This window comes from Nocardia sp. NPDC004340 (assembly GCF_053602575.1).
In genome coordinates this window covers 48,861-62,484 of the sequence record NZ_JBSGDW010000004.1, presented here as the reverse complement: position 1 = coordinate 62,484, position 13,624 = coordinate 48,861, and the positions used below count along the sequence as shown (strand labels likewise).

Below are 13,624 nucleotides of genomic sequence, written 5' to 3'. Positions count from 1 at the left end.
CTCGTCTGTGTACCGCGCCGCCCGGGGCGGGGGCCGTTCCTGTGCGGCGCGACACACTCCACGGTAAGTGCTAACCACGGTTACATACAACCCTGAATGTATGCGTGTCCCCGTGACGGCCGATCTTGTGCTGGTCGGACCTACCGCCCGGACGCAAGCGATTTGCCACGATGTGGGAAATTTGGCCGCCAAAGGATCGCCCTGATCGCAACTCTTCGGCGAGCCCGACCGGCCGCCTTACCGTTCCGGCACCAACTCTCCCGGGGGGACTGTGCCGATGAGCGAACCATGGCAGCTCAGCACCGACGTGCTGGTGATCGGCGGCGGACCCGCCGCGTGCTGGGCGGCGGTACACGCCCGGGAAGCTGGTGCGGAGGTAGTGCTGGTCGACAAGGGCTACTGCGGAACCAGCGGCGCCACAGCGCCTTCGGGCACCGGCGTCTGGTACGTGGCACCGGAGGCGACCGCCCGCGCCCAGGCCAAGGCCAGTCGTGAGGCGCTGGGCGGGCATCTGGCCGACCACTATTGGATGGACCGGGTCCTCGATCAGACCTACGTGAACATGAACCGGCTCGCCGTCGAGGGCCGCTACCCGTTCCCGGCCGATCCCGATACCGGGGAGCCCTTGCTCACCGGCGTCCAGGGCCCGGAGTACATGCGGCGCATGCGCGCCTGGGTGAAACGGCTCGGCGTGCGCATCCTGGATCACGCCCCGGCGCTGGAGCTGCTGGCCGATGCCGACGGCGTGGTACGCGGGGCCGCCGGATATCAGCGGCACGCCGACCGTGACTATCGCGTGGTGGCGGGCGCGGTGGTGCTGGCCACCGGCGGCTGTGCCTTCCTGTCCCGTGCCCTGGGCACCAATGTGGACACCGGCGACGGCGCGCTGATGGCGGCCGAGGCCGGGGCGCGGTTCTCGGGCATGGAGTTCTCCAACGCCTACGGGATCGTGCCCAAGGGCTCGACCATCACCAAGACCGCCTATTACGGCTTCGCGACGTTCTTCCACGCCGACGGCCGCGTCCTGGAAGGCGCGGGTTCCGCGCGGGGACGGTCGGTGATCGCCAGGACCCTGTTGTCGGAGCCCGTCTTCGCGCAACTGGACCGGGCCGACGCCGATGTGCAGGCCCGGATGCGGCTGGGTCAGCCAAACTTCTTCCTCCAGTTCGACCGCCGCGGGATCGACCCGTTCACCGATCGCTTCGAAGTGGACCTGCTCGCCGAGGGTACGGTACGCGGCACCGGCGGAATCGATGTCGTCGACGATGACTGCGCGACAACGGTTCCCGGCCTGTACGCCGCGGGCGATGCCGCGACGCGGGAGCGGATCTGCGGTGGATTCACCGGCGGCGGTAGTCACAATTCGGCCTGGGCCATGTCGTCGGGCAGCTGGGCGGGCCGGGGTGCGGCGCGGTTCGCCCTGAGCGTAGGCGGCCTCGATTCGGGTGCAGTGTATGGCCTCGGACGGGTCGGATTACGTCCGGAGGCAACGGAATCGGTGTCCGCAGACGAGGTTGTGGCGGACGCACAGCGGGAGCTGATCCCGTTCGAGAAGAACTACCTGCGCCACGGCGATCGCCTGCGCCCCGCCCTGGCCGAACTCGATGCCCTCTGGGAGCGGGCCACGCATGGCCTCGGCGGCGAAACCGGTGCGGACCGGGTCCGCGCCCGGCAGGCAGCCGCCATCACCGCGGTCGGTCGTCTGATGTACCGATCCACGTTGGCGCGCACGGAGACTCGCGGCATGAGCAAACGCTCGGATCACCCGGAGTTGGATCCGGGCCAGCACCACCACATCTTGTCCGGTGGTCTCGGCGAGGTGTGGACCGCGACGTCGGCGACCACACCGGCGGCGGTGGCATCGTGATCGAGCTGGTGCGCGCCGAGGACTGCATCGCCTGTGACAAGTGCGTCGACGTCTGCCCGACCGACGTCTTCGACCGCACCGAGAGCGGAATCCCGCTCATCGCACGGCAATCCGACTGCCAGACCTGCTTCATGTGCGAGGCGTACTGCCCGGCCGACGCCCTCTACGTCTCGCCCGAGGCCGCACCGCTCGGGGACCGCGACGCGAACCCCGAAGCCCACATCGGGCGTTATCGCGAGCAGATCGGCTGGGGAAAGGGCCGGACACCGGGCAGTCTCGTCGCGGTCGGTCCCGCCCTGCCGCACGGCGCGCTGCCGCCCCGGCTGATCGAGCCCGGGCGATTGGTCCCATGACCCGGCGCGGGTTCAGCGCAGGGCCAGGGCCAGAAAGAAGTCGACGCGGTCCTCGAGGCGGGACAGGTCGCGGTTGGTGAGTTCCTCGATGCGCTGGATGCGGTAGCGCAACGTGTTCACGTGGACGTGCAGTAGATCCGCGCACTTGGTCCAGGAACCGGAGACCTCGAGGAACGTCTCGAGGGTGTGGACCAGGTCGGCGCGGTTGTCCTGGTCGTAGACGCGCAGCGGGTCGAGCAGGCGCACCCGGAACATGCGCCGCACCTCGTCGGGGACGCTCGCCAGCAGCAGCATGTGGGTGGCGAGCTCGTCGTGGCGGACGACGCTGGTGGGTTGCTGGCGTTCGGCGGCCATGCGGCGGGCGTACCGCGCCTCCTCGACCGCGCCGCGCAGCCCCTCGCCGTCGACCGCGCCGCTGATGCCCACGGACAGGCGGCTCAGTTGCAGCCCGGGTTCGAGGGCTTCGATGGCGCGGTGGATGTGGTCGTCGAGGGCCTGTTCGTCGCCGAGCGCGACCAGCAGGATGACCTCGCCGTCCACGACGCCGATGGCAGGGCTTCTGCCGTACAGGATTTCGCGCAGCACCGCGCGCAGTTCACCGGGCCGCACCGCGCCGGAGTCGGCGGTCGCGGCGACGGCCAGGTAGCGGTCGGACAGTCCCAGCCCGGTCAGTTCCAGCCGCGAGATGATGTCGGCGGGTTTGGCCTCGGACATGATCAGTTCGATCAGTTCCTGCGCGAGGCGGCCCTCGGCGCTGTGCCGGTCGTCGTGGCGGGCGCGTTCGAGCGACACCACCGCCGCGAGTTCGCCGATGAGCGCGCGGCGTTCCTCGGGCCAGTCCTTGAAGTCGCTCTCGAAGACCAGGAACCAGTCCGCGATCCGCGAGGTGGCGTCGGCGTCGACGGCGAACAGCGTGTACCGGATCTGGTTGCAGGACAGCACATGTGGCAGCCGCCGCGCGCTCAGGAACGCCGACCGCACCTGCTCGGGCAGGTCGCGGGTGGGCCCGGCGACCACGCGGCCGATGGACGACACCACCCAGCACCGGGTGCCGAGCGTGCGATGGACCAGGTCGAGGACCGAGTCCAGTCCGCCGCCGGACACCAGCTGCCGATGCCGGTCCAGGATGGCGCTCAGGTCCGCGGCCCGTCCCGAGGACAGTTTCCGGTTGATGGTCTCGGTGACGGTCGCGAACGCGATCTGCTCCTCGACCCGGAACAGCGGGATTCGGTGTTTCTTACAAGCCGCGACCAGATCCTCGGGTGCTTCGCCGTAGAGCGCGTCACCGGCGGCGAGCGCGGCGACCCGGGCGCGGGCGAGCGCGCCGACGAAGGTGTCGCTGTCCTCGGGGCTGTGCCGCCATTGCAGCCCGGTGAGCACGAACTCTCCGCCGGAGAGGTACCGGCCCGGGTCGAGCATGTCGGTGGTTACGACCCAGCGTACGAAGCGGTCCAGCTCGTCCTCTCCGGAGACGAGCCGCAGGCCCAGATCGTGCATGGTCAGCAGGGAACGTAACCGCATGATTCTCGAGGCTAACAGTGAGTGACGCGACGGTTACCGAACTTGGATGTAACTACGAACGCGCCCCTGTGAAGCAGGCCACAGGTTCGGAGGTCTCGTCCTATCGGGCATGACCACCCCCCGGGTTTAGTGGTTGACACACGCAGAACACGGATGGAGGTCGGATGTCGAGTCGCCTGGAATGGCTCGGTTCGCTGCCCCTGGAAGAAGCCGAGACGCACCTGCTGACCTGCAACGCGTCCCGGACCTGGGCTCGCAAGATGGTGGCGAACCGGCCGTACGCGGACGAGTCGAGTCTGATCGCCGCGGCCGTGGCCGGGGTCACCGAACTGAGTTGGGCCGATGTCCAGGAGGCGCTCGACGCGCACCCCCGCATCGGTGAGCGCGAGGCGGCCCGGCACCAGTCCGAGCGTGAGGCGCGGTGGTCGGCCGACGAGCAGTCCGGAGCGTCGGAGGCCGACGCCCGGGTGCTGGCCGAGCTGGCCGCCGGGAACCTCGCCTACGAGGAGCACTTCGGCCATGTCTTCCTGATCCGGGCCGCCGGCCGCAGCGCCGCGGAGATGCTCGCGGAGCTGCGGCACCGTCTGGGCAACCCCGCGGCCGAGGAACACCGCGTGGTGCGCCACGAGCTGGCCGACATCACCGGCCGCCGGGTGCGCAAGCTCCTGGAGGAGCGATGAACGACCCCCGTAACTGAGTCCCCACTCCTTCTCTACGTACCGGGGCAGCCGAGGCTGTCGTACCTGCGCAGAACCGATATCTAGAGGAACGCAATGGATTTCCTACAACCGGGCAGCTGGGCCGAGGCGCTCCAGCTGAAAGCGGAACGCCCCGAGGCGGTTCCGATCCAGGGTGGCACCGATGTGATGGTCGAGATGAACTTCGACGTGCACCGTCCGGACGCCCTGCTGGATCTGAACCCGTGCCGGGAGCTGTTCCAGGTGGACGATCACGCCGACGGCCGCATCCGCCTCGGCTCCGGTGTCCCGTTCGTGAAGATCATCAACCGGTACCAGGATCGCCTGCCCGGTCTGGCGCAGGCCTCGCGCACCGTGGGTTCCCCGCAGATCCGCAATCGCGGCACCGTGGGCGGGAATCTGGGCGGCGCGTCGCCCGCCGGTGACGCCCATCCGGCGCTGCTGGCCGCGAACGCCGTGGTCGAGGTCGAGTCGGCCGCCCGCGGCACCCGCATGATCGACATCGACGACTTCTACGTCTGGGTCAAGAAGAACTCCCTCGAGCCCGACGAGCTGATCCGCGCGGTGTGGCTGCGGCCCGCCTCCGGTCCGCAGTACTTCTCGAAGGTCGGCACCCGCAACGCGATGGTGATCGCGGTCTGCTCGTTCTCGGTTGCCCTGCACGCGGATTCGCGTACCGCCGGTGCGGGCATCGGTTCGGCCGGTCCGACCCCGATCCGCCCGACCGAGGCGCAGGACTTCCTGGCCGCGAACCTGGACTGGGACAACGGCGGCGCGTTGAGCGATGAGCTGGCCCACGAATTCGGCCGCCTGGTCGGTGCGGCCGCCAAGCCCATCGACGATGTGCGCGGCACCGCCGACTACCGCCGGCACGCGCTGTCGGTGATGGCCCGCCGGACCCTCGGCTGGGCCTGGAACGACTACACCGTGGAGAGGAGGGCGGCCTGATGCGTATCGACTTCACCGTCAATGGATCCCAGGAAACCGCCGACGACGTCTGGGAAGGCGAGAGCCTGCTGTACGTGCTGCGGGAGCGGGTCGGCCTGCCCGGCGCGAAGAACGCCTGCGAGCAGGGCGAATGTGGTTCCTGCACCGTCTATCTGGATGGCACCCCGGTGTGCTCGTGCCTGGTGGCCGCCGGTCAGGTGCAGGGCCGTTCGGTCCGCACCGTCGAAGGGCTGGCCGAGGGCGACAAGCTCGACCCGATGCAGCAGGCGTTCGTCGAGGCGGGCGCGGTGCAGTGCGGTTTCTGCACGCCGGGTCTGATCGTGCAGGCGCACGACCTGATCGAGCGCGTCCCCAACCCGTCCGATGTCGAGATCCGTGAGGCTCTCGCCGGAAACCTGTGCCGCTGTACGGGTTACGAGAAGATTCTGGATGCCGTGCGCATGGCGGCCGAGCGGAAGGCGGCGGCGAAATGACCAAGCTCGTCATCGAGAACGCCTATATCGCGCCGGTCGTCGGTGCGGAGATCCCCAATGGCTATCTGATCGTCGGCGACGACGGCCGGATCGAAGCTCTCGGCGCAGGACCTGCGCCGATGGTGGTGGGTGCTGAACGCCTCTCCGGCACCGGCTGCCTGGTGACCCCGGGCCTGGTGAATACCCACCACCACCTCTACCAGTGGGCCACCCAGGGCCTGTTCCAGGACGCGACGCTCTTCGAGTGGCTGACCGGCCTGTACCGCCTGTGGGCCACCATGGACGCCGAGATCGTCTATGGCGCGGCCTCGGCCGGTCTGGGCTGGCTCGCGCTGACCGGCACCACCACCTCCACCGATCACCACTACGTGTTCCCCCAGGGCCGTGGCGATCTGTTCGACGCCGAGGTGCGCGCCGCCCGCGAGCTGGGCATCCGCTTCCACCCGTGCCGCGGTTCCATGGACCGCGGCCAGTCGCACGGCGGTCTGCCGCCGGACGAGGTGGTCGAGAACCGCGAGGAGATCCTCCTCAACACCGAGGAGATCATCAACAAGTACCACGACGCGTCGTTCGACTCGATGCTGCGCGTGGCCGTCGCCCCCTGCTCGCCGTTCTCGGTGTCCGAGGGCCTGATGGTGGAATCCGCCGCCCTGGCCCGTCAGCACGGCGTCCGCCTGCACACCCACCTCGCCGAGACCCTCGACGAGGAGGAGCACTGCATCGAGCAGATGGGTTGCACCCCGGTCGAATACATGGAGAAGCTGGGCTGGCTCGGCGACGACGTGTGGTTCGCGCACGCGGTGCACCTGCACGACAAGGACATCGCGGCCTTCGCGAAGACCGGCACCGGTTCCGCGCACTGCCCGACCTCCAACGCGCGTCTGGGCGCGGGCATCGCGCGAGTGATGGACCTGCTCGCCGCCGGCGCACCGGTCGGTCTGGGCGTGGACGGCGCGGCCTCCTCCGAACTCACCTCGATGGCGGGGGAGATGCGGCAGGCCATGCTGTTCCAGCGCGCCGTGCACGGCCCCCGCGCCATGACCGCCCGCCAGGCCCTCGAGGTCGGCACCCTCGGCGGTGCGCGGAACCTGGGCCGGCAGAACGAGATCGGCTCCCTCGAGGTCGGCAAGCTCGCCGATATCGCGGTCTGGAAGGTGGATGGCTTCCGCGCCGCCATCGAGGACCCGGTGTGCTCGCTGGTGTTCGGCCCGCAGCCGCCGCTGGCGCGTCTGCTCGTGGGCGGCCACACCGTCGTCGAGAACGACGAGCTCAAGACCATGCCGCACGATCAGGTCGGGCAGAACGGCGTGGCGGCGCGCAAGCGAATCATGAAGCAGGAGAACCGATGACCATCGCACGCACCACTCGGTTCCCCGAGGATGTCGCGATCCCGGGCGCCGGCGGCATCGGTGAGAGCCCGCTGCGTCCCGACGGCGCCCTCAAGGTGAAGGGCGAGTTCGCCTACTCCTCGGACCTGTGGATCGACGGCATGCTGTGGGGCGCGACCCTGCGCAGTCCGCACGCCCGCGCCAAGCTGATCGGCATCGACACCGCCAAGGCGCTGGCCATGCCCGGCGTCCACGCCGTGCTCACCCACGAGGACGTGCCCGGCCGCAAGGTCTACGGCCTCGACCACACCTGGGACCAGCCGGTGCTGGCCTTCGGCGAGGTGCGCCACCACGGTGAGGCGATCGCCCTGGTCGCCGCCGACCACCCCGAGATCGCGCGCCGCGCCGTGGCCGCCATCGAGGTGGAATACGAAGTGCTGGAACCGATCACCGACCCGATGGCCGTGATCGAGGACCCGGTCGGGCTGGCCGTGCAGGAGCGCGGCGGCATCGCCCGCTACCAGCCGGTGCGCGCCGGCGACATCGAGATCGGCAAGACCCTGGCCGCCGTCGTGGTGAGCGAGGATTTCGAGGTCGGCATGCAGGACCAGGCCTTCCTGGGGCCGGAGTCCGGCATGGTCATCCCCAACGAGGACGGCTCCCTCGACTTCTACGTCGCGACCCAGTGGCTGCATTGGGATCTCACCCAGATCGGCCCCTGCCTCGGGTTGAACGAGGACCAGATCCGGATGACCATGTCCGGCGTCGGCGGCGCGTTCGGCGGCCGCGAGGACCTGTCCATGCAGATCCACGCGGGCATGCTGGCCATGCGCACCGGCAAGCCGGTCAAGATGATGTACAACCGCCAGGAGTCGTTCTTCGGCCACGTGCACCGGCATCCGGCGCGCATGCGCTACGAGTACGGCGCCACCGCGACCGGAAAGATCACCTACGCCAAGGTTCTCATCGTCCTCGACGGCGGCGCGTACACCTCGGCCACCCAGAACGTGATCGGCAACGCCGCCTCCCTGGCGCTGGGCCCTTACGAGGTCCCGCACCTGGAGATCGACGCCTACGGCGTGTACACCAACAACCCGGTGTGCGGCGCGATGCGCGGATTCGGCGTCGTGCAGGCGTGTTTCGCACACGAGTCGATGATGGACAAGCTCGCCGAGGCCCTCGACATGGACCCGGTGACCGTTCGCCAGGTGAACGTCGTATCCCAGGGCTCGAAGCTGGCCACCGGTCAGATCGTGCACGCGCCGACTCCGCTGGTGGAGATGCTCGACAGCCTGCGCGAGATGGAACTGCCGGAATCCGTGGATACCTCGGATATCCGCAACCTGCCCGGCGGCGCGTCCCAGACCACCCACGGCGAGGGCGTGTACCGCGGCGTCGGCTACGGCGTCGGCATCAAGAACATCTGCTTCTCCGAGGGTTTCGACGACTACTCGACCGCCCGCGTGCGCCTGGAAGTGATCGGCGGCGAGCCGGTCGCGCTCGTGCACACCGCCGGCGCGGAGGTCGGTCAGGGTCTGATCACCCTCGAGGCGCAGATCGCGCGCACCGAACTGACCGTCGACCGCGTGGTCAGCCACCCGTCGGACAACAATGTCGGCAGCTCCGGTTCGTCGTCCGCCTCGCGCCAGTCGTACATGACCGGCGGCGCGGTGATGACCGCCTGCCGCGCGGTCGCCGACGAACTGTTCGTGCTGGCGCGCAAGAAGTTCGACGTCCACGGCTTCATGCACCTCGACGGCGGCAAGGTCGTCAAGAACAACGGAGAGGTGGTCGCGTCGATCGAGGACGTCCTCGGCGACGACGTGATCGACCTGACCCGCGAATACCACCACCAGCCCACCACCGGTATGGACAAGATCACCGGTCAGGGCTCGAGCCACACCCAGCTCGCGGTCTGCGTGCACCGGGCAGTGGTCGATGTGGACACCGAACTCGGGCTCGTGAAAGTCGTTGCCCTGGACGCCGTCCAGGACGTCGGCAAGATCATGAACCGGCTCTCGCTGGAAGGCCAGATCCACGGCGGCTCCATTCAGGGCCTCGGTCTGGCGGTTATGGAGGAAATTCAGGTCACCAACGGCAAGGTGCGGAACCCGTCCTTCACGGACTACTTGATTCCCACCATTCTCGATACACCTCCGCAGAAGCTGGAGATTCTGGAGAACCCGGACCCGCACGCCCCCTACGGCTTGCGCGGCGCGGGCGAACCGCCGACTCTCTCCTCCACGCCCGCGATCGCCGCAGCGATTCGCGACGCCTGCCGCAAGCGGGGCGGCACCGGAAACATCAACCGCGTGCCCGTGCGTCCGGAAGACATCATCCGGAACAGTTGACTAACAGGGGCAGACCGCGCCTCCCACAACAGTGGAGCGCGGTAGGGACCCCACAACACCGAATCCGCGGCCCGGGGATTACCCAGCACCCCCGGGCCGTTGGTCGGCTACGCCCATAGGAGGGCAGCCATGACCCAGACTCAATCACCGATCACCACCCCGGAAACCGGGGGGTCCGCGCTCGAAAAGTTCTTCAGGCTATCGGAGCGCAAGACCACCATAACCCGTGAAATCCGTGGCGGCATCACCACATTCGTCGCTATGGCGTATGTCATATTGCTGGTCCCGCTAATTCTCGGCAGCGTCGCCGACTCGCACGGGGACAAGCTGAGTATCGCTCAGCTGACCACCACGACCGCCTTCTCGGCCGGTCTGACCACCGTCCTCATGGGCCTGGTCGGCAATGTGCCCCTCGCGCTCGCCGCCGGTCTCGGACTGGTCCCCGTCGTCGCCTATCAGGCCGCGCCGCACATGACCTGGCCGCAGGCCATGGGCCTGGTGGTGCTGATGGGCATCGTCATCGTCATCCTGGCCGCGACCGGCCTGCGGACGATGATCATCAACGCCATTCCGCTGGCCATGAAGAACGCCATCGGCGTCGGCATCGGCATGTTCATCGCCATGATCGGCCTGGTCTCCTCCGGGGTCGTCGGGCACGGCGCGCCGGGCGGTCCGCCGGTGACGCTCGGCGTGGACGGGCATCTGGCGGGTTGGCCCACCGTGATCTTCGCGGTTGGCCTGCTGGTGATGCTCGCGCTGTTCATCCGCAAGGTGCCCGGCGCGATCCTGATCAGCATCGCCATCTCGACGCTGCTGGCCATCGCGGTCAACGCCATGGCGAAGATCGACCCGAAGGCGTGGGGGACCGTGGTCCCCGAGAAGCCGAAATCGCTGTTCGCCACCCCGGATTTCGGTCTGATCGGCCACATCGACCTGTTCGGCGGCTTCGCCACCGCGGGCGCGGTGACCGCCACCGTGGTGCTGTTCACACTGGTGCTGACCGGCTTCTTCGACGCCATGGGAACGGTTTTCGGCGTCTGCGATGAGGCCGGTCTGACCGATGAGAAGGGTGAGGTGCCCGGTATGGGCAAGATCCTCACCACCGACGGTGTCGCCCAGATCGTGGGCGGGCTGTCCGGCGGCGCCGGATCCACGGTGTACGTCGAGTCCGCGACGGGTGTCGGTGAGGGCGCTCGTACCGGTCTGGCGAGCGTGATCACCGGCGGATTGTTCTGCGCCGCCATCTTCTTCACGCCGATCGCGGCCGTGGTGCCGATCCAGGCCGCGGCTCCGGCCCTGGTGCTGGTGGGCGCGCTCATGATGACGCAGGCCCGCAAGATCGACTGGAACGATCTCGAGGTCGCGGTGCCGGCCTTCATCACGATCGTGCTCATGCCGTTCACCTACTCGATCACCAACGGTGTCGGCGCGGGCCTGATCGCTTACACCGTGATCAAGCTCGCTCGCGGGAAGTACCGCGAAATCCATTGGCTGGTGGCCGTGGTCAGCGTCGTCTTCGTCGCCTACTTCGGTATCAACGGCATCGAATTGGCCCTGGGAGGCTAGCCATGCGCGACATCGCGGCACAACTACTGGAATGGCATGCGGCGGGCAAGGACTACGCCGTGGCCTCCATCATCGGGATCGGCGGCTCCGCGCCGCGGCCGATCGGTGCGGCCCTGGCCGTGGACGCCGACGGCACCGTCGTCGGGAGCATTTCCGGCGGCTGCGTCGAGGGCGCGGTCTACGAGTTGTGCCGCGAGTCGCTGGCCACCGGCGCCACCATCCGGGAGACCTTCGGCTACAGCGACACCGACGCCTTCGCCGTCGGATTGACCTGTGGCGGAACGATTCAGGTGTTCGTCCAGTCGGTGACCGACGCCAACCGCGACGCGGTGGAACAGGTCCTGCGAGCTGAGGGGGAGGCCGTGGCCATGGTCCGCGACCTCGACAGCGGCGCCGTGATGGCGCTGGGCACCTGGTGGAGTTCCGGCCACGAGTTCGACGATCGAGTGATCGCCGAAGCCCAGGCCATGCTCGACGCCGGCGCGACCGCGGTGCGAACCATCGGTTGCGGCGACGAGGAGATCACGGTCTTCGTGGAATCGCATGTGCCGCCGCCGCGGATGATCGTCTTCGGGGCGATCGACTTCGCGGCCGCGGTGGCCCGGATCGGCAAATTCCTCGGCTACCACGTCACGGTGTGTGACGCACGGGCGGTCTTCGCGACCCCCGCGCGCTTCCCCGACGCCGACGAGGTGGTCGTGGAATGGCCGGACAAATATCTGGCCCGGACCCGGGTGGACGCCCGGACCGTGGTCTGTGTACTCACCCACGACGCCAAATTCGATGTGCCGCTGTTGCGAGTGGCGCTTCGCCTGCCGGTGGCGTTCGTGGGTGCGATGGGATCCCGGCGCACGCACGAGGACCGCCTCCAGCGGCTGCTCGCGGTCGGGATGACGAATGCCGAACTGGCGCGGCTGAAGTCGCCCATCGGGCTGGATCTCGGCGGCCGCACTCCCGAGGAGACGGCCGTCTCCATCGCCGCCGAGATCGTGGCGGTCCGCCGTGGGGGCACCGGGATATCCCTGGGCGCCTACGGCGGACCGATCCACCGCGACGCGGTCGCGGTGCCGGAGGTGATCGTGCCGGACTCCCCGGACGCCCTGCGGCTCTCCGTCTGACCCGCCCTGCCGACCCGATGAGGAGCCCACGGCCATGCCTTTGATCTTCCTGAACGGCGGTGCCATGCGCGGCGAACCCCTGCACTACCTGCTCGAGGGCGCGCCCTGCGCCGGGGAGGTCACCACCGCGCCGCAGTACCGGTTCTATTCGGTCGGCGACCGCTTCCCCGGCCTGCACCCCGTCGCCTACGGCGGCGCGCCGATCACGGGTGAACTGTTCGACGTGCCGATGGAGGTGCTGCGCAACCGCCTGCTCCCGGCCGAGCCCCCGGAACTGGAACTCGGTGTGATTGCCTTGGACGACAACCGCTCGGTGCTGTCCATGCTGCTGCGGCGACCGGTCATCTCCGACCCGCGGCTCATCGACATCACCGATTACGGCAGCTGGCACACCTACCGGGAGGAATCGACACGATGAAATACACCGCCGACGGAGCTCTCCGGAAATTCGACGCGCACTGCTCGATCCTGTTCGCCGATCTGCCGTTGCTGGAACGTCCGGCCGCGGCGAAGGCGGCTGGGTTCGACGCCGTCGAATTCTGGTGGCCGTTCGGCGAGAACCCGGTGCCGGGGGACAAGGACGTCGACGCGTTCGTCTCCGCTGTCTCCGACGCCGGTGTGCAGCTCATCGGTCTCAACTTCATCGACCTGGTGCCCGTGGGCCGCGGCCTGGTCTCGGTGCCCGGGCGGGAATCCGAGTTCCGGGACAATATCGACGTCACCGTCGGCATCGCCGAACAGCTGGGCTGCCGGTCCCTGAACGCCCTGTACGGCAACCGGATTGCGGGTGTGGATCCGCGAGTGCAGGACGAGCTGGCTCTCGAGAACCTTCGCCTCGCCGCCGAGGCCGCAGCGCGCATCGACGCTCAGGTTGTGCTCGAGGCGCTGAATTCGATCGAGTCGCCCGACTATCCGATCGTCTCCGCCGCCCACGCGATCCGGGTCATCGACGAGGTCGGCGCGCCGAACCTCCGATTCCTCTGCGACCTCTACCATCTCGCCCGCATGGGTCAGGACCTGTTCGCCGTGATCGCCACCCACGCCGATCGTTTCGGGCACGTCCAGATCGCGGACGCTCCCGCGCGTAGCCGCCCCGGCACCGGGACCCTCGACTTCGAAGCCCTCTTCGCCGCCCTCGACACCGCGGGCTACGACGGCTGGATCGGCCTGGAATACCGAGACCCCGACCATGATTGGAGCTGGATCGCATGACCACCGCCCTGCCGTGGACCCCGCACGGGCACCGCGGCTCCGCGCTGCCCGCCGGATGGGTGATCGAGCGCTTCACCGTCCAGCTCCCGGTCCTGGACCCCACCGTGACCATCCACCCCGCGCGGGGAGCCGCTGACCGATGAGGGGTCAGCGGTTCCCGCGCTCAATCTCGAGGCAGTCGCCGCGGTG

The 13,624-nt window shown here is 68.7% G+C and carries 13 protein-coding genes; 12 read left to right on the top strand and 1 reads right to left on the bottom strand.

Features of this window, described 5'->3' with window-relative positions:
* Nucleotides 1-277: 277 nt before the first annotated feature.
* Nucleotides 278-1,867, top strand: a complete 1,590-nt coding sequence (locus ACWEOI_RS16910) for an FAD-dependent oxidoreductase (protein WP_433672911.1) — start codon at nucleotides 278-280, stop codon at nucleotides 1,865-1,867.
* Nucleotides 1,864-2,220, top strand: coding sequence for a 4Fe-4S dicluster domain-containing protein (locus tag ACWEOI_RS16905; protein WP_452360641.1), 357 nt, complete (start codon nucleotides 1,864-1,866; stop codon nucleotides 2,218-2,220). The genes ACWEOI_RS16910 and ACWEOI_RS16905 overlap by 4 nt, the downstream gene beginning before the upstream one ends.
* Before the next feature lie 12 nt (nucleotides 2,221-2,232).
* Here the strand turns inward: ACWEOI_RS16905 and ACWEOI_RS16900 are convergent, their stop codons facing one another.
* On the bottom strand, nucleotides 2,233-3,741 hold the full coding sequence (locus ACWEOI_RS16900) for a PucR family transcriptional regulator ligand-binding domain-containing protein (RefSeq protein WP_433672912.1): 1,509 nt from the start codon (nucleotides 3,739-3,741) through the stop codon (nucleotides 2,233-2,235).
* A 164-nt stretch (nucleotides 3,742-3,905) separates the two neighbouring features.
* On the opposite strand from ACWEOI_RS16900, the gene uraD reads away from it, so the two are divergent.
* From uraD to ACWEOI_RS16850, 10 genes are all read left to right on the top strand, one after another.
* Nucleotides 3,906-4,421 (top strand): 2-oxo-4-hydroxy-4-carboxy-5-ureidoimidazoline decarboxylase, encoded by a 516-nt coding sequence (uraD, locus tag ACWEOI_RS16895; RefSeq protein ID WP_452360197.1) that lies wholly within the window; start codon nucleotides 3,906-3,908, stop codon nucleotides 4,419-4,421.
* Nucleotides 4,422-4,514: 93 nt separating this feature from the next.
* The gene (locus ACWEOI_RS16890) at nucleotides 4,515-5,387 is read left to right on the top strand and encodes an FAD binding domain-containing protein (RefSeq protein ID WP_452360196.1); all 873 of its coding nucleotides are present in this window, start codon (nucleotides 4,515-4,517) and stop codon (nucleotides 5,385-5,387) included.
* Nucleotides 5,387-5,860: a (2Fe-2S)-binding protein gene (locus ACWEOI_RS16885; protein WP_452360195.1), complete on the top strand. Its 474-nt coding sequence runs from the start codon at nucleotides 5,387-5,389 to the stop codon at nucleotides 5,858-5,860. The genes ACWEOI_RS16890 and ACWEOI_RS16885 overlap by 1 nt, the downstream gene beginning before the upstream one ends.
* The gene (locus tag ACWEOI_RS16880) at nucleotides 5,857-7,209 is read left to right on the top strand and encodes an 8-oxoguanine deaminase (RefSeq protein ID WP_452360194.1); all 1,353 of its coding nucleotides are present in this window, start codon (nucleotides 5,857-5,859) and stop codon (nucleotides 7,207-7,209) included. Before ACWEOI_RS16885 ends, ACWEOI_RS16880 begins: the two co-directional genes overlap by 4 nt.
* Nucleotides 7,206-9,539, top strand: coding sequence for a xanthine dehydrogenase family protein molybdopterin-binding subunit (locus ACWEOI_RS16875; protein WP_452360193.1), 2,334 nt, complete (start codon nucleotides 7,206-7,208; stop codon nucleotides 9,537-9,539). Before ACWEOI_RS16880 ends, ACWEOI_RS16875 begins: the two co-directional genes overlap by 4 nt.
* Nucleotides 9,540-9,668: 129 nt before the next feature.
* Nucleotides 9,669-11,105, top strand: coding sequence for an NCS2 family permease (locus tag ACWEOI_RS16870; protein WP_452360192.1), 1,437 nt, complete (start codon nucleotides 9,669-9,671; stop codon nucleotides 11,103-11,105).
* A gap of 2 nt (nucleotides 11,106-11,107) precedes the next feature.
* Complete coding sequence (locus ACWEOI_RS16865) at nucleotides 11,108-12,223, top strand: XdhC family protein (protein WP_452360191.1); 1,116 nt, start codon at nucleotides 11,108-11,110, stop codon at nucleotides 12,221-12,223.
* 34 nt (nucleotides 12,224-12,257) lie between these two features.
* Nucleotides 12,258-12,641 carry an allophanate hydrolase-related protein gene (locus tag ACWEOI_RS16860; RefSeq protein ID WP_452360190.1) on the top strand — a complete coding sequence of 128 codons (384 nt, stop codon included), beginning with the start codon at nucleotides 12,258-12,260 and terminating at the stop codon, nucleotides 12,639-12,641.
* Complete coding sequence (locus ACWEOI_RS16855) at nucleotides 12,629-13,435, top strand: hydroxypyruvate isomerase family protein (protein WP_452360640.1); 807 nt, start codon at nucleotides 12,629-12,631, stop codon at nucleotides 13,433-13,435. Before ACWEOI_RS16860 ends, ACWEOI_RS16855 begins: the two co-directional genes overlap by 13 nt.
* Nucleotides 13,432-13,578, top strand: a complete 147-nt coding sequence (locus tag ACWEOI_RS16850) for a hypothetical protein (RefSeq protein WP_452360189.1) — start codon at nucleotides 13,432-13,434, stop codon at nucleotides 13,576-13,578. Before ACWEOI_RS16855 ends, ACWEOI_RS16850 begins: the two co-directional genes overlap by 4 nt.
* The last annotated feature ends 46 nt before the right edge of the window (nucleotides 13,579-13,624 follow it).